Origin of the sequence: Clostridium sp. D5 (genome assembly GCF_000190355.1) — a bacterium.
Lineage (GTDB): Bacteria > Bacillota > Clostridia > Lachnospirales > Lachnospiraceae > Faecalicatena > Faecalicatena fissicatena_A.
Genome location: NZ_GL870811.1, coordinates 1 through 23,745 on the forward strand (window position 1 = coordinate 1; position 23,745 = coordinate 23,745).

The 23,745-nt window shown below is 46.1% G+C and carries 15 protein-coding genes, 1 rRNA gene and 1 pseudogene; 13 read left to right on the forward strand and 4 right to left on the reverse strand.

Features of this window, described 5'->3' with window-relative positions; all coding sequences use genetic code 11:
• Window positions 1-211: ribosomal RNA gene (locus HMPREF0240_RS08400) — 23S ribosomal RNA — on the forward strand; the annotation flags it as partial.
• Window positions 212-472: 261 nt separating this feature from the next.
• Entirely contained in the window at window positions 473-2,722 is a 2,250-nt protein-coding gene (locus HMPREF0240_RS08405; RefSeq protein ID WP_009003013.1) for an alpha-galactosidase, read from the forward strand.
• A gap of 17 nt (window positions 2,723-2,739) precedes the next feature.
• On the opposite strand, the gene HMPREF0240_RS08410 is transcribed toward HMPREF0240_RS08405, so the two are convergent.
• Complete coding sequence (locus HMPREF0240_RS08410; protein WP_009003014.1) at window positions 2,740-3,612, reverse strand: AraC family transcriptional regulator; 873 nt, start codon at window positions 3,610-3,612, stop codon at window positions 2,740-2,742.
• Between the two features lie 619 nt (window positions 3,613-4,231).
• Here HMPREF0240_RS08410 and HMPREF0240_RS23390 point away from each other — a divergent pair.
• The gene (locus HMPREF0240_RS23390) at window positions 4,232-6,358 is read left to right on the forward strand and encodes an LPXTG cell wall anchor domain-containing protein (RefSeq protein WP_157134230.1); all 2,127 of its coding nucleotides are present in this window, start codon (window positions 4,232-4,234) and stop codon (window positions 6,356-6,358) included.
• A 174-nt stretch (window positions 6,359-6,532) separates the two neighbouring features.
• Here the strand turns inward: HMPREF0240_RS23390 and HMPREF0240_RS08420 are convergent, their stop codons facing one another.
• Both HMPREF0240_RS08420 and HMPREF0240_RS08425 read right to left on the reverse strand, forming a co-directional pair.
• On the reverse strand, window positions 6,533-8,128 hold the full coding sequence (locus tag HMPREF0240_RS08420; RefSeq protein ID WP_009003016.1) for a response regulator: 1,596 nt from the start codon (window positions 8,126-8,128) through the stop codon (window positions 6,533-6,535).
• Window positions 8,113-9,549 (reverse strand): histidine kinase, encoded by a 1,437-nt coding sequence (locus HMPREF0240_RS08425; protein WP_009003017.1) that lies wholly within the window; start codon window positions 9,547-9,549, stop codon window positions 8,113-8,115. The genes HMPREF0240_RS08420 and HMPREF0240_RS08425 overlap by 16 nt, the downstream gene beginning before the upstream one ends.
• A 262-nt stretch (window positions 9,550-9,811) precedes the next feature.
• Between HMPREF0240_RS08425 and HMPREF0240_RS08430 the strand changes: the two genes are divergently transcribed.
• From HMPREF0240_RS08430 to HMPREF0240_RS08465, 8 genes are all read left to right on the forward strand, one after another.
• Entirely contained in the window at window positions 9,812-10,798 is a 987-nt protein-coding gene (locus tag HMPREF0240_RS08430) for an ABC transporter permease (protein WP_035312764.1), read from the forward strand.
• A gap of 17 nt (window positions 10,799-10,815) precedes the next feature.
• The gene (locus tag HMPREF0240_RS08435) at window positions 10,816-12,351 is read left to right on the forward strand and encodes a sugar ABC transporter ATP-binding protein (RefSeq protein WP_009003019.1); all 1,536 of its coding nucleotides are present in this window, start codon (window positions 10,816-10,818) and stop codon (window positions 12,349-12,351) included.
• A complete protein-coding gene (locus HMPREF0240_RS08440) occupies window positions 12,342-13,487 on the forward strand; it encodes a uroporphyrinogen decarboxylase family protein (RefSeq protein WP_009003020.1) in 1,146 nt (381 codons plus the stop codon). Before HMPREF0240_RS08435 ends, HMPREF0240_RS08440 begins: the two co-directional genes overlap by 10 nt.
• Before the next feature lie 82 nt (window positions 13,488-13,569).
• A complete protein-coding gene (locus HMPREF0240_RS23395) occupies window positions 13,570-14,613 on the forward strand; it encodes a substrate-binding domain-containing protein (protein WP_050794512.1) in 1,044 nt (347 codons plus the stop codon).
• 12 nt (window positions 14,614-14,625) lie between these two features.
• Window positions 14,626-15,933, forward strand: a complete 1,308-nt coding sequence (locus tag HMPREF0240_RS08450) for a hypothetical protein (RefSeq protein ID WP_035312766.1) — start codon at window positions 14,626-14,628, stop codon at window positions 15,931-15,933.
• Window positions 15,934-16,198: 265 nt separating this feature from the next.
• Complete coding sequence (vanR, locus tag HMPREF0240_RS08455) at window positions 16,199-16,894, forward strand: VanR-ABDEGLN family response regulator transcription factor (RefSeq protein ID WP_035312769.1); 696 nt, start codon at window positions 16,199-16,201, stop codon at window positions 16,892-16,894.
• Window positions 16,884-18,032, forward strand: a complete 1,149-nt coding sequence (locus tag HMPREF0240_RS08460; RefSeq protein ID WP_035312771.1) for a HAMP domain-containing sensor histidine kinase — start codon at window positions 16,884-16,886, stop codon at window positions 18,030-18,032. Before vanR ends, HMPREF0240_RS08460 begins: the two co-directional genes overlap by 11 nt.
• 140 nt (window positions 18,033-18,172) lie before the next feature.
• A complete protein-coding gene (locus HMPREF0240_RS08465; RefSeq protein WP_242833316.1) occupies window positions 18,173-19,198 on the forward strand; it encodes a D-alanyl-D-alanine carboxypeptidase in 1,026 nt (341 codons plus the stop codon).
• Between the two features lie 152 nt (window positions 19,199-19,350).
• Here the strand turns inward: HMPREF0240_RS08465 and HMPREF0240_RS08470 are convergent.
• Window positions 19,351-19,497 (reverse strand): annotated as a pseudogene (locus tag HMPREF0240_RS08470) (helix-turn-helix domain-containing protein); the annotation flags it as partial.
• Window positions 19,498-19,673: 176 nt separating this feature from the next.
• Here HMPREF0240_RS08470 and HMPREF0240_RS08475 point away from each other — a divergent pair.
• Window positions 19,674-21,311 carry a helix-turn-helix transcriptional regulator gene (locus HMPREF0240_RS08475; protein ID WP_009003027.1) on the forward strand — a complete coding sequence of 546 codons (1,638 nt, stop codon included), beginning with the start codon at window positions 19,674-19,676 and terminating at the stop codon, window positions 21,309-21,311.
• Window positions 21,308-23,482 carry a hypothetical protein gene (locus HMPREF0240_RS08480; protein WP_009003028.1) on the forward strand — a complete coding sequence of 725 codons (2,175 nt, stop codon included), beginning with the start codon at window positions 21,308-21,310 and terminating at the stop codon, window positions 23,480-23,482. The genes HMPREF0240_RS08475 and HMPREF0240_RS08480 overlap by 4 nt, the downstream gene beginning before the upstream one ends.
• Window positions 23,483-23,745 lie beyond the last annotated feature (263 nt).

Sequence of the window (23,745 nt, forward strand, 5' to 3'; positions counted from 1 at the left end):
ATCTGTTGTTCTGCCAAGAGCATAGCAGAGTAGCCAAGCCGGGAAGGGATAAACGCTGAAGGCATCTAAGCGTGAAGCCCCCCTCAAGATGAGATATCCCATAACGTCAAGTTAGTAAGACCCCTTGAAGACGACGAGGTAGATAGGGCAGAGGTGGAAGTGTGGCAACACATGGAGCTGACTGTTACTAATAGGTCGAGGGCATAACCAAACATGGTGATAGGATAATATGGATGGATTTAATTCTTTGTATGCAGTTTTGAAGGTATATACATATGGAATGAGGAGACGATACCCGGTGGTATCGTTTTTTGTTGTGTAAAGTGTTGTTAATTTTAGAATATTCTGAAAATGGATCGCAAAGGGGTCTGACCCCTAAGAACCAACATCCGCCATAAGTGAATCTAACAAATGGCAAGCTTTCTATCTGTCTCATATGCTATAATCCAAAAGCAAAAGGAGGTTATTCATTATGTCAGTAGAAATCATATACCACGAGGAATCTAAGGAGTTTCACCTATACAATGATAAGATCAGTTACATTATAACTGTTCTAAAAAACGGTGAGTTAGGCCAGCTTTATTTTGGCAGGCGTTTGAGGGACCGTGAAAGTTTTGGGCATCTGCTGGAGTTACAGAGGCGCCCCATGGCTACATGTGCTTTTCCGGGAGACCTTAGTTTTAGTATGGAGCATATCCGGCAGGAGTACCCGTCCTGGGGACATGGCGATATGAGATATCCCGCGTATGAAATTGAACAGGAAAGCGGGAGTAGAATTACAGAGTTTGAATATAAGACCCACAGGATTTATGCGGGAAAACCTGGACTGGAAGGTCTGCCCGCTACTTATGCAGAATCGGATGAAGAGGCGCAGACGCTGGAAATTGAACTTGAGGACAGTCTAATACAGACACGTCTGATTCTTACGTACACTATCTTTAGGAATCACCCGGCAATAGCTAGGAATGCCAGATTTGTATGTGGACTTACGGGAGGGATCCGGCTGAATTCGGCGATGAGTACAAGCCTGGATCTTCCGGATATGGATTATGAAATGATTGAACTGACCGGTGCATGGTCCAGAGAACGGTCCGTCAGAACGAGAAGGCTGGAGCACGGCGTTCAGAGTATCCATAGTATGAGAGGGTGCAGCAGTAGTAATTATAATCCATTTCTGGCTTTAAAAAGACCCAATGCAGATGAAAATTGCGGTGAAGTGTACGGCTTCAGTCTTGTATACAGCGGGAATTTTATTGCACAGGTCGAAGTGGATACGTACCATGTAACCAGAGTCATGATTGGAATTCACCCAAATGGGTTTCAATGGAGTATGAATGCCGGGGAATGCTTTCAGACTCCCGAAGCAGTGATGGTATATTCGGATACCGGGCTTAACGGAATGAGCCATACCTTTCATGAACTTTACCGCACAAGATTGGCGCGCGGGACATGGCGTGACAGGGTACGTCCCATTTTAATTAACAATTGGGAAGCTACTTACTTTAACTTTAATGAAGAAAAGATTATGTCACTGGCAAAAACTGCAAAACAGCTGGGAATTGAGCTTTTTGTTCTGGACGACGGATGGTTTGGAAGACGTGATGATGACACCTCTTCTTTAGGGGACTGGTATCCTGATGAACGCAAACTGCCGGCAGGTATCAAGGGGATTGCAGAGAAAATAAAAGAACTGGGAATGGATTTTGGGCTATGGTTTGAACCGGAGATGGTGAACAAAGACAGCGATCTGTACCGCATGCATCCTGACTGGGCGCTGCAGACACCCGGTAGGCGCACTTCTCATGGCCGCAATCAGATGGTTCTCGACTTCTCCAGAGAAGAGGTTGTTGATTATATTTATTCTATGATGGAAAAAATTCTGGGCGAGGCAGATATTTCATATGTTAAATGGGATATGAACCGCTGTATGACAGAGGTCTTTTCAGCAGGAAAAAATGCGGATGAGCAGGGAAAGGTGTTTCACCGTTATATCCTGGGAGTATACCGGCTGTATCAGCGCCTGACTGACAGATTTCCTGAAGTGATGTTCGAGTCCTGTGCAAGCGGCGGAGCAAGATTCGACCCCGGGATGCTTTATTATGCGCCACAATGCTGGACATCAGATGATACGGATGCTATGGAGCGGCTGAAAATCCAGTACGGTACGTCTATGGTCTATCCTCTGAGTAGTATGGGGTCTCATGTTTCTGCCTCACCGAATCATCAGCTTAAGAGAATCACACCAATGCACAGCAGGGCAAACGTGGCATATTTTGGAACATTTGGTTATGAACTGGATCTGAATGAACTAACAAATGAAGAAAAAGAAGCGATCAAGAATCAGGTAATATTTATGAAAGAACACCGGAAACTTATCCAACAGGGTACATTCTACCGTCTTATAAGTCCGTTTGAAGGCAACGGAAATGAGACAGCCTGGATGGTAGTTTCTTCGGACAAAAGAGAGGCATTAATGGGATATTACAGGGTGCTTCAGGAAGTGAATGTTGGCTATCGCCGTCTCAGGCTGCAGGGACTTGACGAAAATGTGCTGTACCGGACAGAAAGCAGTACAGAGAACATGGAATACTTTGGGGATGAGCTTCTTCACGCAGGATTTGTTATTTCAGATGAATCCTGCGGAGAAGACAGCGGCACTTATAATGGCAAAAACGGCGATTACCAATCACGGCTTTATTATTTCCAAAAATGTAGTCAGTAAGGCTGGAAGATATCATATTACTTAAAAGAATCGTTTTCATGTGGATCCTTGATACGTATCGTGCGGGATGAGAGTCTGTTATTGCGGCGGTATTCACTGGGGCTTAAGCCGGTTACCTGCCGGAAGGCTTTTGTAAAAGCGAGTTCATTGGTATATCCGCAGGAATATGCGATATTGCGAATCAAGTGATCGCTATCGGCAAGGAGCTCGGCAGCCCTGGTAATTCTGTACTTTTTCAAAAACTGCTGCGGTGAGAAATGCACATTTTTCTGAAAAAGGGTTGACAGGTAACAGCGGTTCAGGGAAACATAGTCTGCAATCTGCTGTACCGTTATCGGAGATTGATAATTCACTTTAATAAATTCTATTGCTTTAGCAACGTACTGGCTTTCTGTGTGCTGCTCACCCGGGTGATACACTCCAGGTGACTTAGCCAGATAAGAAAAAAATTGATACAAAAGCCCCTGATTATAAAGCTCATTACAGTAATCTGCTGCATAATGTTCCAACATATCCAGGATAATATCGTGCAGTTCCTGAATATAGGGGCAGGCGATAACGGGGGTTTCCTGCGAAAGACCACAGAGGGAGAGATGGTGCCTTACCATGTCCCCCTCTGCTGCTATCCAGAGATAAGTCCAGGGCTCCTTATCATCTGCCTGGTAAAACGTCAGATCTCCCGGACAGATAAGGAAACCCTGCCCTTTTTCGATAGGATGGCAGACATTGCCTGCAAAAAATTTTCCTTTTCCCTCCAGACAAAAATGAAACAGATAGTATTCCCTCATTGCAGGGCCAAAAGAGTAAGAGGGGCTGCAGGACTGGCAGCCGCAGAACAGCGGATAAAAATGGCGGTTATTATGGATTTCTAATTGTGTAAATGTGTACATATATAGATGTCTCCTTGGTGAAATTTACCTGAGTCACTCATCAAATTAAGCCAGTCAGAAGGCGCGGGGACCTCAATCACTTTCCGACGGCCAATGGGGCGGTGCGTTACTAACAGGGAAGTTTTAAGCTTATCTTATACTTTTCCATATGTACCTGTCAAGCGAATGCATGCCTGGATATTTCGATGAACAAATATAGAAATTGGCGTTACAGTTCTGAATAGCATTCAGCCAGAATGTATGGATATACAGTATATCAAAGACACTTATGGAGATAAACCCGCATTCTGGGGCTGTATCATTGCCCAGACAAATCTGTTACTCGGCACTCTCAGGCAGGTCTGGGGAGAGGTATAAAAATGTATTGAAATTCTGGGAAAAGATGGAGGGTACCTGATGGGGCCGAATCATTTCATAGAACCGGAGTGCCTAATTGACAGAATATTTGATATGTTTAGAATATTCTGAAAACGAAGGGCAAAGGGGTCTGACCCCTAAATTGAAAGAAATTAATGAAATATTAATTTATTTATCGGAATATTCTGATATAATATAATAAAGGTACTTTTTGTCTGGCATGATTCGTATTCAGATACAATCTCAAAAGGAGGTGGGATTTATGAAACGGAAGAGTAGTAGAGGATTGGCTTTATTGTTAACTTTAGTTTTAGCAGGGGCGTCGGGGATGCTGCCTGCAGTTCCGGTTTCTGCAGAGACGGGAAACAATATGCAGAATACAGGAGTACAGAAACCGGAAGTAATTGAAAAGACAGCAGATAGTATTAAGCTGAGGACAGAACAAAATTGTGAATATGCCATAGAGACAGAGAAGGATAATGGGAAAGTATGGAAGTGGGCTGACGCAGGACAGTATGATAAGGTGAGTGAAACGGTCGCATTTACCGGACTGCAGTCTGGAACACAATACAGATTTGCATGCCGGCAGGCTGGGGAAGATGCTATTTTATACCAGAATACGGCTTCAACAAATGCAGCGGTCACTAATACAGCGCCGGATACTTCCCCGAACCAGCCGCAGAATCCGCCTGATATTGCGACTACACCATCAGATGAGGCTCAGAAGCCGGATGGGGGAGAGGATACACAGGGGCAGCCGGGTGAAACAAAGAATCCGGCAGACGAAAAGACTGAAAGTACAAATATTTCTGAGGATGACAGTAGTCAGTTGCCAGACGAGAACAAAAATACGGCAAATGGCAGTCAGAATCCGGAAGATGCTGCTAAAAAGACAACAAATGAAAATCAGAGCCCAGGTTATGCAAGGGATCCCGGATCCACGCTTACAGCCCCAGAGTCACCGATTATTAAAGAGGTAAAAGATACGGAGATTACACTGGGACTTCCCAGGAATGCAGATCTGAATTATAACTACGAATATAGTATTGATGGAACAGATTTTCAGGCTGATCCTGAATTTGACAAGCTCACCCCGGATACAGCATATAAGTTCTATCTAAGGATCGCGGCGGGGGAATATAAGGGGGTAACCTATCCTGCAAGCGATAGCAGTGTACCGGCTGATGCAAGGACAAAGAAATCTGCTCCTGAGAAACCTCAATATTCACCAGAAGTGAAAGAAAGAACCAATACAAGTGTAACGTTAAAAGTGTCAGATAAAGAGAAGGGACCGGATACTCTGGAATTTGGACTGCTGGGCAGCGGAACAGACACTGAATGGAATACAACAGGTGTATTTGACAAGCTGACTCCTGGTACGGAATATCAATTTGTAGTGCGCCGTATTGCAGATGATAAGGTACAGATGCAGGGAGAGAACAGTGATGCGCTTCGTGTAACAACTTTACAGGATCCGGCTGCTGCTGCAGCTGCACCGAAAATCCTGAAACGTTCGGAAACAGCTATTGTACTTAAGGCAGCAGATAATCAGGATTATGGAATACTGATGTCAGACGGGTCTGTCAGCTGGCAGGAAGATGAAGCGTTTGAAGGACTGGAGCCGGATACGGAATATCAATTTGTAACACGCGCAAAATACGATCCAGATAAAGCCATGGAAAGTCTTCCAAGTGAAACGGCAAAATATAAGACTGCAATAGGTTTTGACGGTGCAAGGATAACCGGGATCGAAAATGGCGGTACCTATGAAGCAGAAACTGTCTATACTGCTACAGCAGTTGGTGTCGGAATGGAGAACGCATCTCCGGCAGCCGGAGATACAAGATGGGCTCCAAAGACATGGACCTGGGGAGGAGAGATAAAAAGCTGGAATAATCCTCCATATACAGTTAAATTCAAATGTATAAAGACTGGAGATTATGATTTAACAGTTGGCTATCAGCTGGAAGAGTATACCAGTGAGGGCTGGAAAGCAACAGAATATACAAAATCAGTCGGCATATCCTTCCATATCATTGAGAAAAAAGTGACTGTTTACACCCTCACGGCAGAGGCTGGAGCAAACGGAAAGATTAATCCAAGCGGCAGTGTGGATGCTGAGAAGGGGAAGGATTACGAATTTACATTTACCCCGGATAAAGGATACCGCGTTGCAAAGGTTCTGGTAGATGGCAAGGAAGTGAAGGCGTCGAATAACCGGTATACTTTTACAAACGTCCAGGACAATCATAAGATTTCCGTTACTTTTGAGAAAGACAAACGAACACCCAAGACCGGAGATAATACTCAGTTTGCAATTATACTCGGTGTCTTTGTGATATCAGGATTGGCCGTAATGATCTTAGCATACCGCAAGAAAAAACGGTAAGTACCGTTCCATATGCATACGCTGTATATAGTATGAAAGAAAACAGAAAGTTACTTGAAATGTTAAGACAATTGTAAAAAGCGATTACGTGCAGCTTTACAATTCAATAAAAGAATAATCTTAGAGGACGCTGAGACAGGGAGCGTCCTCTTTATTGTTTGAAGAGTTGTTAATTTAAGAATATTCTGAAAACGGAGCGCAAAGGGGTCTGACCCCGCCCTTGTACTCACTGGCGCTGATCCCGACTATTTTTTTGAATACCTTACAAAAATAAGTCTGACTGTTATACCCCACAGCAAATGTGATTTCTTTTATGTTTTTATCCGATTGATCCAGCAGTTCCATCGCCTTATCTATACGCAGCTTAGTGATATAGTCAATATAGTTCATTCCGAGCTCATGTTTCAGTGATTTGCTTAAATAGGAGGGACTGACTTTATGTTCCATGGCAAGTTGCTCCAGTGAGAAGTCGCAGGTGTAATTTTGGTTTATATAAGTAATAATTTTTTTCACATCTATGTCTTCTGCATTCACAGGTTCATGCCCTTCACAGCTGTCACAACAGGCTCTGACAAAGTTTAAAAATGCTATTTTTACATAGTCGGTATCCTGGCTGGCAGAGATGGTTGACAACAGGTCGCTGCATAGGTCAGCGATCAGGACAAAACTACAGTTTATAGTGGTGAGATACCTTTTGAGGGCGCTTAGGGAATCCCGGAGATTTTCGCACAAGAGTGCGGGGGTACGGTTGCTTTGCTCAAGCAGGGCCTGAAAGAGATGTTTAGCCTTTTCCAGGCTTTTTTCGGTATCCCCTTTAGAAATGGACTGACCCAGCTCTGTCTCCAGGGCGTATATCTTGGCAGAGCCGTTGGGCGCTGTGAGGACAACCTGGCGGTGCCCTTTCAGCATTTTTTTATTTAATGCTTTAAATTCAGCCGCAAGCTCCGGAAGAGAAAAAACAGCTGGGCTGATATACAGGCAGACCTGTTCCAGATGATGTTTCTGATAAACTGCGGATAAGAGACAGCGGAGTTCATAGGTGAACTGATGGATATTCCGGGAGAAATGTTCCTGATCCACCGATAGTATAAAAATATGGCAGATACCGATATCCTGTACAACAGACTCTCTGGTACACAGGTTTAACTGGTGGCTGATATCTGAGAGCAAATCATCCTGATGAAAGAAAGCCGGCTGCTGTATCTGAAGGAAGGAGGCTGTGGCACACAGAAAACAGGCGTTCTCGGTCCGGAAGCGGGCCTGGAAACGCCGGCGGTCCAGATCAGTGACCGAATCGGTAATAATGGACTGTACAATATTATACTCCAGCTGGGGCAGAGCCAGCTTAATCTGTTCATTCAGGTGGTCGTCACGGCAGTTGTCCACTGAATTGCTGTGGATTCTGTCAGCCAGCCTGGAGAGCGCGGACAACAGGACTTCGGTCTTGATCGGTTTTGTCAGGTAATCAAATGCACCCAGCTGCAGCGCTGTCTTTGCATATTCAAAATCTGCGTGCGCGGACAGTACAATGAATTCCAGATCGGGAAAAGAAGCCTGAAGCTGCTTCATAGCATCAAGCCCGTTCAGAACCGGCATGCTGATATCCATCAGTACAACGTCCGGTTTGTATTTGGGGCACATTTCCAGCAATTCAATCCCATTGGCCGCCTGTGCGACAATATCGTACTGTGGAAGCTGTGTCCGGATAATCAGCCGCAGAGCGGTACGCTCCAACTCTTCATCTTCTGCAATTACTAATCGGTATCCCATATAAAATCCTCCTCCTGTATCTCAATCTCCACCCGAAAGAAACTTTCTTTTTCACTATATATAGAGATAATATCATCCCGGTTATAAAAAAGCCTGATTCTGTCGCGGACATTTTTCAGGCCAATGCCCCGGCTGCCCTCGGGCGGAGAAAAATCTTTTGACAAAAGCGATGGGATCACATCCTTCTCTACGCCGGTCCCATTGTCCTCCACCAGAATAAGCAGAGAGTGTTCCATTTTCAAAATAGCCGTCAGAATCCGGCAAGGCTCCGGTTTACTGTAAGTGCCATGCATAATGGCATTTTCGATTAAGGGCTGTATGATAAAAGATGGAACCAGTATATTTGGAAGATCATCGTCCACCAGCAGTTCAAAAGAAAGATGGTCTACGAAACGCATCCGCTGGATAAAAATGTAGGTCTCGGCAAATGACAGCTCATCCTGGATGTTGACTGCGTCTTCTGTTTTATACAGGCTGTAGCGCAGCATGTCCGTGGTAGCATCGATCAGCTGAATGGTCTGGGGAGCGCCCTCGAAGTATGCACTTCTTGAAATCAGGTTCAGGGTATTGAAAAGAAAATGGGAATTGATCTGATTGCGCAGCGCCTTGAGACTGGTTTCCTGCAGCAGGGACTGTCTGTTAATCTTGGAAATGTATCCATTGATGCTGTTTTTCATCTTATTAAATGCATTGGCCAGAATCTCCATCTCGTCATTTGTATCCACATCAATATCCGGAATTTCAAAGTGTCGGTTCGTCAGTTCTTTTGCGCTGCTGACAACACTTATAAGCGGCCTCGTAATCTTTCTGGTAGTCAGATATCCCGCGATGCACAGAAACAGCAGGCCCGCTGCAAACACAATATTGCATAGACGGTTATTATCTTTCATAGTCATAAGAAGCCTGCTTGTCTCCGCGGAAATAGACTCGGCCTGGTAGGTGGTATATTTCTTGTAAGTATAGTCGATCAGTGTATTCGTATAAAGGACATTCTGGGTCTGGGAAAGGAGTTCGGACTGCGGAACACTGCCAATCTTTGCTATCACATCGGAAGCCTGCACCTCAAAAGTCTCCAGCATATTCTGCAGGTCCTGCATCTTCTCGTAGTAGATCCCATCCGGAAAATTTTTAATCATGTGATCCAGGCGTTCCTTGGCATACCCCAGTTCTCCCTCATAGGAAATTCTGTTTTCCGAGGAGGGGTGCAGCACAAAATTTTCGAACAGATCATGAATGGACCGGTTGCTCACAAAAAAGTCATTCAGGGTAATCTGGCTGTCCAGTGCGGCCTGGTAGCTGGAAAGCGTCTTCTGCTGAAGAATATAGGAAACACTGTGAACACAGGCGGGAATTAAAAGCGAAAGGATAATTAAAACGTAAAGTTTGGTTCGTATCCCGATATAGCGTTTATTTTCTTTCATAAAATTTCAATTCCTTTCGAGACTATTTATTAATGTAAGAGTACAATAAGAATACAGTGTCTATCAAGTACTTTTATTATAACAGATAGAAAAATCCTTTGTACAGGAAGGAAGAGTTGCACTTTTTTGACGAAAGCAAAACCCGGAAAAAAAGTGCAAGTGATAACAGCTCCGTAAAAAATAAAACAGTGCCGTCAATTTTGTTCAAGTGTAAGAGCATGTCCGCAATGCTATGATGAAATCAGCAAAGGAGGAATGCGAGATGAGCCAAAATATAAAAAAGGCAGCAGTAAAAGTATTTCAAATGAAGGAGAGCGGAGTCATCATCCCCACGGTACTGTTTATGGTGATTATAGCGATTGTCAATCCCGCGTTTATAAGCATGGCCAATATATTCAATGTATTGCGCTCCACCGGTTTCACTTTGATCACAGCACTGGGCATGACATTCGTACTGATTGCGGGGGGACTGGACTTATCAGTGGGTTCTGTGCTTGCGCTGGGCGGATGTGTCAGCGGCATGGTGATGGTGAACCTGGGGGCTCCGATCTGGGTGGCGATACTCCTGGGATGCGGGGTGGGATTCCTGATTGGATTTCTCAATGGAATCATCATTGTAAAATGCAGGATCCCCGCTCTGATTATGACCCTGGGTATGATGTACATGGCCCGCGGTATTGTCTACATTGTAACAGAAGGGGTTCCGATCTATCCGCTTCCGGTTCAGTTTCAGGCGATAGAACAGCAGGATGTTTTCGGGATACCAAAAGTCATCCTCATCTGTATCGTGCTGGGCGCCGCAGCCCATATTTTCCTGAAAAAGACAACCGTAGGCCGTTCCATATATGCGGTAGGCGGGAACAAAGAGGCGGCACGGCTGTCCGGAATCAATCTGGACCGTACTAACATTATCTGCTACTGTATTACCAGCACCCTGGCGGCATTGTCGGGAATCATGATGAGCTCAAGACTGGGATCCGCGCAGCCAAACGGGGGGACCGGTTATGAGATGACGGTCATTGCCGCGGTCATCATCGGCGGAACCAGCACAAACGGCGGTATCGGAACGATACTTGGCACTGCAATCGGGGCACTGTTTATGAACGTATTGTCAAATGCCATGACAATTTTGAAAGTATCTGTCTACTGGCAGAACTTCGTGGTCGGTTTTATACTTGTCCTGGCTGTTATGCTGGATCAGTATAAGAGAGATGCGATGCAGCGGGCCGGAATGAAAAAGACAGATTGAGCCGGGAGGTGTGTACAATGGAAAATAAAGTAATGCAGATGAGCCATATTTACAAACGCTTTCCAGGTGTTACGGCTCTGCGGGATGTTTCTATTGATCTGAAGGAAGGCGAAATCCTATCTATCGTAGGTGAAAACGGAGCCGGCAAATCTACCCTTATGAAAATTCTGGCAGGCAATTATCCATCCGGTACTTACGAGGGAGAGATACTGATCAAGGGAAAAAGGCTGGATGCAAGAAATGCGCTGGATTCGGAGAAGGCCGGGATTGCAATGATCTACCAGGAACTGAATGTAGAGCTGGATTTATCTGTCGGGGAAAATGTACTGCTCGGGCGATGGCCGAAAAAGAAAAACGGGTTTATAGACTGGAAGCACCTTCACGAAAAGGCTGCGGAAGCGCTGGGGCAGCTGGATGTGGTCCTGGATACGAAGATGAATGCGAGAAGTCTGAGTGCCAGTATGCAGCAGCTTGTCTGTATTGCCAGGGCGCTGGTGAGAAAGCCGGAGATATTGATTCTGGATGAACCGACGGCCGCACTGACTCAGGAGGAGACCGAACATCTGATGGAGGTGCTGCACACACTTCAAAAAGAAAAAATCGCCTGTATCTATATTTCACATAAGCTGGATGAAGTGTTTCAGATATCCGACAGAGTTATTACCATGAGAGACGGGCGGTGCATCAAGCAATATCCAAGGGAAGAGATTGTTCCAAACCAGGTCATCCTGGACATGGTGGGAAATAAACCGGATATCTTTCAAAGAGGACAGGATAAGAAAAAAGGTGCGGAGATACTACGGGCAGAACATATGAAAGTACTGCATCCCTATGCTTATCATAAAAATATCATCGAAGACGTGTCATTTACACTGCATGCCGGGGAAATTCTGGGAATTGCAGGGCTTGTGGGGGCGGGGAGAAGCGAACTTTTGAAAGCCGTGGCCGGAGCAATGCCGAGGAAAGGAGGAAAAATTTTTATTAATGGAAAGGAAATTCCGGTGCGAAGTGTTTCGGAAGCCATACAGGCAGGGATTTTTATGCTGAGTGAGGACCGGAAACGGGACGGCTATGTGGGGACAATGAGCATCAAAGAGAATATGACACTGTGTGCCCTGAAAAGATTATCACGCTGCGGATTTATTGACAAAAACCGTGAGAGGGAGGCGGCGGAAGAATACTTTGACTACCTGAAAGTAAAAGCGGCATCCATAGATACAGGAATCACGACTCTGAGCGGAGGAAACCAGCAGAAGGTAATCCTTGCAAAGGCAATGCTTTCGAAAGCAAACATTTTGTTTCTTGATGAACCTACACGGGGAATCGACATCGGCGCCAAGGCAGAGATATATAAGATCATGAAGGAACTGACTGAAAAGGGGATGGGAATCATTATGATCTCCTCAGAGCTGCCTGAACTGATCGGCATATGCGACCGGTTTCTGGTTCTGCGTAAGGGATATATCAGTGCCGAGATAATGGCGGAACATGTGACACAGCAGGATATTCTGCATGCCGCAGCATTCGGAAAGGAGGAAAAAGAATGCGTATGACACCAAGAGAAAGAGTGAATATGGCCCTGAATTTTAAAGAACCAGACAGGATCCCAATTGACTGGGGGATGAGTACGGTATCCGGAATCCATGAGAAGGCCTACAGAAATCTTCTGGATTATCTGGGAATGGAGGAGGAAATTGTTATAAGCGATGCAGTGCAGAGGCTTGCAAGACCTTCAGAGGCGATCCTGCAGAAATTCCATGTGGATACCCGGTATATATTCTGCAACCCGCCTTCCTTCTGGGAGTACCGTGAGGAAAAGGATGGATCCTGGAAAGATGAATTCGGTGCAGGCTATATAAAAACCGAGTTTTATTGCGACAGCCGGAAAAATCCTCTTGCAGAAGCAGAGACCATTTCAGACCTGCAAGCATATAAAATGCCGGATCCGGAAGATCCTGCCCGTTTTAAAGGCCTCCGGGATAAAGCAAAATGGATGAGGGAGAACACGGATTATGCAATTGTTGCAGGTACATATCCTGCCCTGTATTACAGTGCCTGGGTGCTTCGGGGCATGGAAAACTTCATGCTGGATACAGTTGCGGATCCTAAGTTTGCAAACTACCTGCTGGATATGATCCTGGATTACTGGAAGGCATTTATGGGAAAATACTTAGAAGAAGTCGGGGATTATATTGATATCATGTGGGCAGGTGACGACTGGGGCGACCAGAGCGGCCCGCTGATCAACCCGGTGGAATTCCGCAGAAATGTAGGCCCCAGGTTCAAAGATCTGATTCAGTTTATGAAGACCAAGTCAAATGCAAAATTGTCCTACCATTCCTGCGGTTCTGTCACATGGTGCCTGGAGGATTTCTATGACTGGGGCGTGGATATTGTACAGCCTCTTCAGGCCAATGCATACGACATGGATTCCAAAAAGCTGAAGCATATGACATACGGGAAAATGTCCCTCCATGGCGGTCTGAATAACCAGGGCGTTTTCCATCTGAGTCCGGAGGAGATACGAGCGGATGTCCGCCAGAAGATATGTGATTTTGGGCCGGGGGGAGGCTATCTGTTTGGTTCAGGACACAATATACAGGCAAACTGTCCGCCCAGGAATATTCTGGAGATATTTGACAGCTGGGAAAAATACGGGACTTATCCGATCGGAGAGAATGCAGAATAAGAACAGTGGAAAAAGAAGAGATAAAGCGGCAGCAAACCGTATGGAACGGTAAGCTGCATGGTATATGAAGGAGGAAATGAATATGAAAAAGACGATAGCAATTTTATTATCACTATTTATGGTAACCGGTCTTTTAGTCGGCTGCGGCAGCAGTTCTTCAAAGGAGCCTGCACAGAAAACCGAGGATGGAAAAACAGAAGATAATGCAGGAAAAGAAGCAGATGGTTCTAAAGCGGATGGAGAAGCGAAACACCTGGTGTTTGTTACGCCGCTGATTGCGCATCCGGTATGGCTGGCAGCAAAAGAAGGTTTTGATGATGCAGCCAAAGAATTTGGCTTCCGCGGGGACTGGGTGGGTCCGTCTGTTATTGATGTGGACGAAATGATCAAGCAGATTGAGGTGGCAATTGCTGAGAAGGCAGATGGAATAATTACCCAGGGACTGAATCCAGAGGCGATGGTACCCGTTCTGAAAAAAGCAGATGAGGCCGGAATCCCGGTGGTAGTCGTGAACTCAGACATCCCGGATGCACCAAGACTTGCATATCTCGGAACAGATCCGGTGAATCTGGGTACGGCCGGAGCAAATGGAATCCTGGAAAAACTGGCAGGTGAGACGCCTAAGGTGGCTTATGCAACGACGGTATTTACCAATACCGTTGCGATGGACATGATCGAAGGATACCGCAAGACATTCAAAGAAGCCGGAGAATACGAGGAGATGACGGTTGTCGAGACCAACGCAGATACACTGACTGCAGTCCAGAAATGGCAGGATGTTTTCAATACGTATCCGGATACAAATGTTGCCGTTGCCGTAACAGGTGAAGGCGGCGCAGCAGCCGCAAAGGTCGTAAAAGAGATGGGCCTTGAGGACAAGGTAGTTGTCATGGCCATCGATGACATCGATGAAACTCTGGACGGCATACGTGAGGGTATCATATATGGAACTATGACTCAGAATTTCTACCGGAAAGGCTACCAGGCATCCCAATGGCTTCTGGACTATATTGACAATGGGACAAAACCGGAGAATATGCTCAACGATTCCGGAACAATGCTTGTCACCGAAGGAAATATTGACACATACAATACGGATATGAGGGTTCCTGAAACCTGGAAATAGAAGGAGAAAGCCATGGGGAAAAGAGATCCTGCTACAATGCAGACTGCTTCCGGTATTCCTAAAATCAATGAAATAGGTTCTTCTTTGTTATTCAGCGAAAAAGAAAAGCAACACTTAAAGAGGCTGGCGGACAGGACGGCGCAGATCGCCGCCCTGCCGGTCCAGAAAGTAAAGGCAGAGCTATGGAGGGCGCACAATGATCTGAAAACCACCGAGCCGGTCGTATTTATCGACCCGGAAAATGGGTGGAATGAATGCATACCCGGTAATGTCCTGCTCTGTGAAGACCCGCTTGCAAGAGTCTGGGAAATGCATTTGCGAAAGCAGATCTACTGGTTTGAGCAGATGAAGGATGACAAGGTGATCGAAAATTATTTTGATGTCCCTTATTCCTACAGTGACACCGGATGGGGACGCGATTTGAAAAAAGCGGGGGGCGGAGAGGACGGTGCCTACAAAGTTGTCCCTGTCCTGAATGATTATGGAGAGGACCTGCCGGAAATCCATTATCCGCAGCTGCTGATTGATTATGAAGAATCAGAGCGGGTGATGGAACTGGCACGCGAATTATTTGACGGGATCCTGCGGGTCCGCCGAAAAACCGACTGGTGGTGGAGCCTTGGACTGACAATGGACTATATTAACCTGCGCGGGCTGGAGGACTTTATGTGTGACTTCCTCACAGATCCGGAGTCGGTTCACCGCACCATGAACCTGCTCTGCGAAGGCGTCCTTGGCCGGCTGGATTATCTGGAAGAGCACCAGCTGTTGTCTCTGAATAATGAAGGTACATACGTAGGATCAGGAGGCCTGGGCTATACCGATGACCTGCCGGCACCGAACCAGACAACAGACATCGTGACGGCAAAGAACATGTGGGGATTCGTAGAAAGCCAGGAGACCACGGCAATCAACCCCGATCTCTACGGTGAATTCATATTCCCTTACCACAAGAAGATAGCAGCCCGCTTCGGTCTGAACTGTTCCGGATGCTGCGAGCCTTACGAGCCAAGGTGGAAATACGTAAAAAAACTGCCCAATCTCCGACGCGTATCCTGCTCCCCGTGGTCCGACTGGACCACCATACAGGAAAACCTGGGGCAAAATTACATAGCATCAGTCAAACCCACTCCAACACCGCTGGCCTCATCACATATGGATGAGGATTTCGTAAGAAAAGAAATCAAAAAAGCACTCAGATGTACACGTAACTGCGTGCCTGAGATCATCATGAAAGATAACCATACACTGGGAAAAAATCCCCAAAACGCAAGCCGCTGGGTGGAAATAGTGCGGGAGGAGATTGAGGGAGGTCGCTGAGAAAAAGTGAGCCTGGCTTCCGGCATACACACCCCCGCCGGAATCCAGGCTCACTTTTTCCCAGCTAGGTGCCTCCAGCGGAAGGGATGGCTCCCGTTGGGATTGCCTTTCGGGGGAAGCGGATTGAGCTGGATATGCGAGAAGCTCGGGCTGCCCCTGCATCTTTGCCTTCTTCAGGCGTCTTCATATTTTTATAAGAATTTTGTAAGGGAATATTTAATTGGGGACCTTATAATTTAAGTAAATGTTTAAGAGGAGGGTGTGGATGAGGGAGAAGATTTTGATTGTGGATGACGAGAAGGAGATTGCGGATCTGGTGGAGTGTTATCTGCAGAATGAGGATTTTACTATTTTTAAGTATTATGATTCCCGGGAGGCCTGGGAGTGTATTGTGAGGGAAGAGCCGGATCTGGCGCTTATGGATGTGATGATGCCCGAGATCGATGGGTTTACGCTTTGCAGGCAGATCAGGGAGCGGTATCATTTTCCGGTGATTATGCTGACGGCGAAGGGGGAGGAGATTGATAAGATTACAGGGCTTACTCTGGGGGCGGATGATTATATTGCCAAGCCTTTTCTGCCTCTGGAGATGGTGGCGCGTGTGAAGGCTCAGCTGAGGCGGTATAAGAGGTATAACCAGGCTTCGGAACGGGACGATTCGGTGATTCTGGTTTCGGGGCTGATGCTGAATGTGAAAACGCATAAATGTACTTTGAATGAGGAGGCACTGTCACTTACGCCTACGGAGTTTGATATTCTGCGTATTCTCTGTGAGAACAGGGGGGAGGTCGTGAGTGCGGAGAGCCTTTTCAGACAGATTTGGGCGGACGAGTATTATGTTAAGAATAATAATACGGTTACGGTTCATATCCGGCACCTTCGGGAGAAGATGAAGGACTCTTTTGAAAATCCAAGGTATATCAAGACCGTCTGGGGGTGTGGTTATAAAATTGAAGGCTAAAGAAATAAATAGAAAAAGACTGATCGAGACGGTCGTTTTATCAGCCATAGTTCTGGTTGTCTGCTTTGTCATGTATTATTTTGTGGATTATATCTGGAATGGCAGTTTTGTCGACTGGTTTCAGGATAATTATACCTGGACACAGATGAAAACGGATGGCCTGTCAGGCCAGAATATGCTGGTAACGGAGATTAACTGGCCCAAATTCAAGATACTTATTATGGGGGCTGTCTGTGCCGGAGCCGTTGTATGCCTTCTGCTGGTGCGTGGAATTTCAACATTTTACGGCAGGAAAATGATGGAACAGGCGGTGACGAAATCCAGCCAGATGATACATTCTTTTATGGAACATGAAATAGAGGCCGATCTGGTGTTTCCTCCTGAATATGCGCAGCTTGCGGTTCAGATGTCCCAGATTAAGTCCAAAATTGAACGCAATACCCGGGTAATCAAGGAGGAGGAAAAGCGTAAAAATGATATGATTACTTATCTTGCGCATGATCTCAAGACGCCGCTAACATCGATTATCGGCTATTTGAGTATGCTGGACGAGGCGAAAGATATGCCGCAGGCGCAGCGGGAAAAATACACCAGGATCGTATTTGATAAATCCCTGCAGCTGGAGGGGCTGATTCAGGAGTTTTTTGATATTACAAGGTATAATCTGAATCAGATTGTGCTGGAAAAGGAGACTCTGGATCTGTCATATATGCTTGTGCAGCTGGCAGATGAATTCTATCCGATCCTTCAACAGGGGGACAACTATATTGAGCTGGAAATCGGGCAGGAGATCCTGGTATATGGGGATGCCGTAAAACTGGCCAGAGTATTTCAGAATGTCCTGAAAAATGCCGTGGCATACAGCTATCCCGGAACCGCCGTTGTCATTCGGACAGAGACAGACGGGGATGAAGTGAAGATTTATATACAGAATAGAGGAAAGACCATACCGAAGGAAAAGCTCCCGTATATATTTAATAAGTTCTACCGGACGGATGAGGCGCGCTCGGGAAATACAGGCGGGGCGGGACTGGGCCTGGCAATTGCCAGGGAAATTGTAATTCTGCATGAAGGAGATATCTGTGCAGAAAGCGAAGGAGAAGTGACAACTTTTATTATGAGAATACCATGTCTATAGCAAAGAAAAACATTCTATAGAAATGAAATATTATGTTTAGAGAGGAAAACCTTAACTTTTCTTAGGAAATTATCAACAGGAAATTAAAAAAACGATTGTCAGAGTTTCGTATAATTTTCTAAGAAAGGCAGGGATTTTAATTGAACAGAAGAAAGTACGAAAACAATGATGTATACTACAACCAAAGAAACAAGCGGCAGATTCGGTCAGAGCCTCAGAGGAAAAAAAGGCGGCATATATTTCTCAGAAAAATACTGTTTCTGCTGGCCCTTCTGATTCTGCTCATATTAGCAGCCACAATAGTGATTTCTTTATTAAAAAACCCCGAATCAGGCAGACATATAAAAAATAGCTCCGCTTCTGCCGGGGAAATCAATATGAACGGTCTGAACAGTGCAAATGCAATACTGACAGACCTGCAGTCCGGGGATACCATTGCAGAGAAAGGGGCAGGAGAACGGATATACCCAGCATCTCTGACCAAGATAATGACAGCGCTGCTGGCGATTGAAAACACTTCTGACCTAGATGAATCAATAACAGCACCATACGATATTTACCAGTATCTTTATGATATGGAGGCATCGGTGGCGGGATTTGAACCCGGCGAGGCCGCGACGGTCCGGGACTATATATATGGAGTCCTACTTGCGTCGGGCGCGGAGTGCTGCCTGACTCTGGCAGAGACCATTTCCGGGTCTGAAGAGCGCTATGTGCAGCTGATGAATCAAAAAGCAGCAGAGCTTGGTATGGAAGATACACATTTCTGCAATACCACGGGCCTTCAGGATGCGAAGCATTATACTACGGTGCAGGATCTTTCCCTCCTGCTTGCCTATGCATTAAAAAATACAGAATTCAGGGAAGTTTTTACAAGCAGCAGCTATACAGTGGCGCCTACAAATCTACATCCCGAGGGATTTACTATAGGGAGCACTTTATTTGAAAATGCGGAGAACACCGGTCTAGAAGGTGGAGAGATTCTGGGCGGCAAGACCGGCTACACGGATGAGGCCGGACTGTGCCTGGCAAGCCTTGCAGTGGTGAACAATAAAGAATATATATTGATAACCGCACATGCCGCAGGCTCCCATGAAACAGAGCAGTATCATATACTTGATGCGGTTGCTGTTTACAATGAACTCGCTAAAAATGGCCGGGGCTGATGATTACTTAGCCGTCATACTCCAATATCATGTTATCCAGTGTATTTCCGGGAGGGACAATTGGAAAAACATTTTCTTCGCGCTCAATCATAAATTCAATGAGGACAGGCACTGCCGTGGACTTTCGTGCCTCTTCAAGCGCCGGAACACCTGTTATTTTTATTCTTAAACTTTCTGAATAAGGTGCATTCATTCACTCCCGCCATATGCGCTATATCCTTTGTGGTAGTCGCGACATATCCTTTATCGCGGATCAGGGACATGGTCGCATCAATGATTTTCTGTCTGGTTTCATCCAATTTATCTTCCTCCATGCAAGTACTTGCTATCGTTTTAGGCCTGAAAAGGTAGTTTGTCAACCAGATTTTGCGTGTCTACCCACCGTAGACCGGGTAGAACCGTGCGTGTATTGTAAAATTTGAGGTTTCTGGTATGATAAAGAATATGAAAACAAAGCATGGACAGGAGGCACGGGATGGAAAATAAGACTGGACAGTTTATCGCCAGAAGACGAAAAGCGATCGGGCTGACGCAAAAAGAGCTGGCTGAAAAGCTGGGTGTAACGAATAAGGCCGTCTCTAAATGGGAAACAGGCGGAGGAATGCCGGACGTGAGTGTGCTGGAGACGCTGGCGGGTGTGCTGGAGGTCAGTGTGGACGAGCTGCTGAAAGGAGAAAGACAGGCGGATCAGACAGAGCTGATGATTCCGCAGCCTGTTCAGAGGATGAAACGAGGCCGTCTGATTGCGGGGGCAGTCACGGGCATTCTGGCCCTGGCAGTTTTGGCCCTTCAGATATTTTATATGGCAGCAGGAAGACAGCATCAGTTTGAATATATACTGGATATCCTGCTTTATATTGTAAATGCATTTATTATTATTATGGCGGCAGTCAGTACCGGCCTGCTGGTGAGAAAGAAATGGATCAGAAACACCTGTCTGGCGGCGGGGGCAATTCTCCTTGTGGCAAATCTGGTGTTCGGGTACCATACAGGTGGGTACCAGTCATCGATTATCAGTATCTCTCCGAATATGAAGCATATGGCAGTGATGAAATACGAGAAAGAAACGGGCCGGGTCACCACCTATCTGAATCAGAAGCTCTGCTTTGCCAGGGTTTCCGACCAGTTTCCTTATACGGCAGACCGGGAGATGAAACTGCAGTGGCTTGCCGATGATGCCTGTGCGGTTACTTACACTTCCCCCGACGACGGGAACGTGCATCAGTATGTGATGACTTACGGGGACCGGGGAAATGGAATTACTTCGGATTATGTGTATACGGTTATTACCGGAAAATGGGCCGGCAGCGGGAAAAATATGGCGGACTGGGAGATCGAAAGAGATATTAACGGTATTACAATACGCTCCGCCGCTCAGGGGGAAGAGACCTATACATTCGATGAATGTGTACAGTTTGGAACTCTGGCTGTTGCACTATGCAGGAATGGACTTCCACAGTGGACGCTCGTGTTGGATGAGAACTGTGTCATAGGGGAAAACAATTACGTCAAAGAGGGCGGAACAATCACTCTTTGCAGAGTTACCATGGAAAAATCGGCCCCCATGGAGTTCTGGCAGACCCAGGCTCCAATTAGCTTTGATACGGATTATGAAACCATGGACGATACGGAAAAAGGGGAAGACCTCCAAAAGAAGATGAAAAAAATCCTGAGACAGGATCCTGATCTGTCACATTATGAGCAGGACACTTATGGCAGTGTAAAAGTGGTGACAGATTCAGAGGACATTTTCTGGATCGCAAGATCTGCCCTGGAGGAAAATGATAAGAAGCAGGCAGTAAATGGAATCGATGTCAGCAGGCAGATTGAGCATATGGAGCTGATGGCAGGGGACCGATTTGACTATCTGATAAAAATCAGCTCGCGGGATACATATATCAATCCAAACCTTCCGGACGAAAAATCAGAGACGAATATGGAGACTACATACCGGATTATGAAAGGGGAGGGGGCGTATCTGGCCTTTCAGGTGAGTCATGGCACGGACGGAAGTGTGGGACTGGACCCTCCGGGTATGAAAAAAGAAATAGATACGAGCGAAAAGAAAGAATATAGTTACTATGTACCGGGAGACAAGGAGGACACACCATGACAGAAAAACAAATAAAAGATGAACAGACCAAAGAATGGTTTGTGTATGATACAGTCCCCCAGAATCTCAGGCGAAGAGCCGGAACCTTAGAGAAAAAGAAGGGGATATGGGCGGGATCGCTCACCGGTCTGGGAATTATATTGATTTATTTTCTGCTGTTCGCCTGGCTGTTTCCAGAGGAACGTTTTCAGATACGCTATATTATTCTGCTGGCCGCAATAGCTGAGGTGTTACTGACAGCGGCTGTAAGGATTTCCGTTATTCTGCAGAAAAGAAACCTCGAAACGCGAATTCAGAAATTTGAACGGGAAAGTTTAAAGGGACAGTTAAACACAGAGTATATTCTGATCGAGTATGTCTCAGGCGGACAGGAATGTTACTATTATAATGACCTTTCAGATGCAAAGGAGAACGCAGAAGCGTTTCAGATCATCGGACCAGACCGGGAGTTGAGGCTGGATAAGAGGTATCTTTCCAGAGATGATATTTTATACGTCAGAAATCAGCTGGCACATTACTGCAGAATATTTCAGGGATATGAAGAGACGCAGGGCAAAGAGAAAGTGGAACTTACAATACCGCGTACTGGAAAGGTTGACAGAAATAAAATTGCCCGGAAAAAGAACGATCTGCTCCTCTCTTTAAAATATAATAGAGGACGGGGCTACAGTGAGTGGAGAAGACATATACTGGGTGCCTTTATGACATCTCTGCTCTGCATGTGCGTCTTTCTGTCGGATAATTATAGCAGGATTTTAAGAACCGCCGTCATTGTGATTGTATTGTTCTGGCTGTTCATAAAGATATTTCCTTACATAATGGTGAGTATAAAATTGCGCGGAAAAAAGGGCGTGAACCGGACTGATATCATAATCGATGAGAATGGGATAGATTTCAGACAGGGAAAAAAGGAGATCAGGCAGCGATACGGTACAATTAAGGAAATAAGAGAAGAGGAATACGCTTTCTATGTGGGGAGAGTGTATTTCTGGAAAGACAATATGACAGCAGAGGAAATTGGCTCCGTCCGACATATTTTAAAAAAGTATGGCCGCGGCAAGTATCAATTTATAGCGGCAGAAGGGACATCCGCCTGGAAAGAGGACTTGAAATCGGCTATAGTCCCTCTTGGTTTACTTATACTGGGGATATTTATGTTCTTTTACAGGACATGGATGATTGATACAGGAAAAATATCAGACTGGTACCAGGAAAGCAGATACGGTGTGTATACCGGGGAGCCCAATATCGGCACACCTTGGTCTGATACAGAACCCGAAGAGGGGCCGGGCGATACAGAGCAAGACTCTGATACACCGGAAATGCAGGAACATAAGGATTCAGTTTTTGTATTTACACCAGACCAGAGTGCCTTACATTTATCAGCCAGAGAACTGAGGCTGGAAGACTGTTATTCCGATAATACGGTAAATCAGAAGAGCCGTTTCTTTATAGAAAACGGGCAGTTGTTCGGCATCTCCGCCAACGAGCACGGAGAGATGGGGCTCGGAAATACAGAAGCCGATATAACGGCCAAAGGTTTCTACAGAACGACGGAACTGGCCTCGGATGTAAAGCACGTAGCCCAGGGAAGTGAATTTATGGTCTACCTGAATGATGAGGATGAACTGTGGGGGGCGGGAAATCTTCCAGGAACCGGACAGTCCCTTACTCCGGCACTTATCATGGAAGACGTGGCATTTGCAGACTGCAGCCAATCCGGTCTTATCATTCTGAAAAATGACGGAACGGTCTGGTGTATGGGAAACCTCCAGGATTCGGGGGGCAACCAGATAACATCCTGGGACGGGGCCGTTCAGGTGATGGATCATGCCAGATACGTCACCGCCGGAATGTACGCCATGTCTGCTATTAGAGAGGACGATACCCTTTGGATGTGGGGAGACAATCAGCACGGACAGTGCGGTGGTTCCGACACAGAAGAAGCCGTACTGACTGAACCGAAAAAGATAAGAGACGGGGTCAAGGCCGTGTGGATTGACAGGCTTGCTTACAGAGATTATGAAGAGTACCCGCTCTATGAGAGCCAACGGCCGCAGGAGTACTTGAATTACTGTACTTATATCCAGCAGACTAACGGGGAAATGTACGCCTGCGGATATTCGGCAGGGGAAGGGGGATTCATGGCCGTGGTAGTCACGGAGGAATAGGGGAATAGGTCGCCTGAGGAAAGCGGGACGTTTGGATGCTGTGGGGGAAGGGGAATGCTGATTTTGGAAACCGGCCGCTTAGCCGTTAATTGCTAACTGCGAAAAAGCCGTATCTTATGGTACCGAGCGTATTCACTTAGAAAGCCGATGCTTTCTAAGCTCAGACGCTCTGGAAAACTGATTCGGAGATCAGTTTTCCACCATAAGATACGGCTTTTTCGCAGTAAGCAATTAATCGGCACGCTAGAGGCTTCCAAAATCAG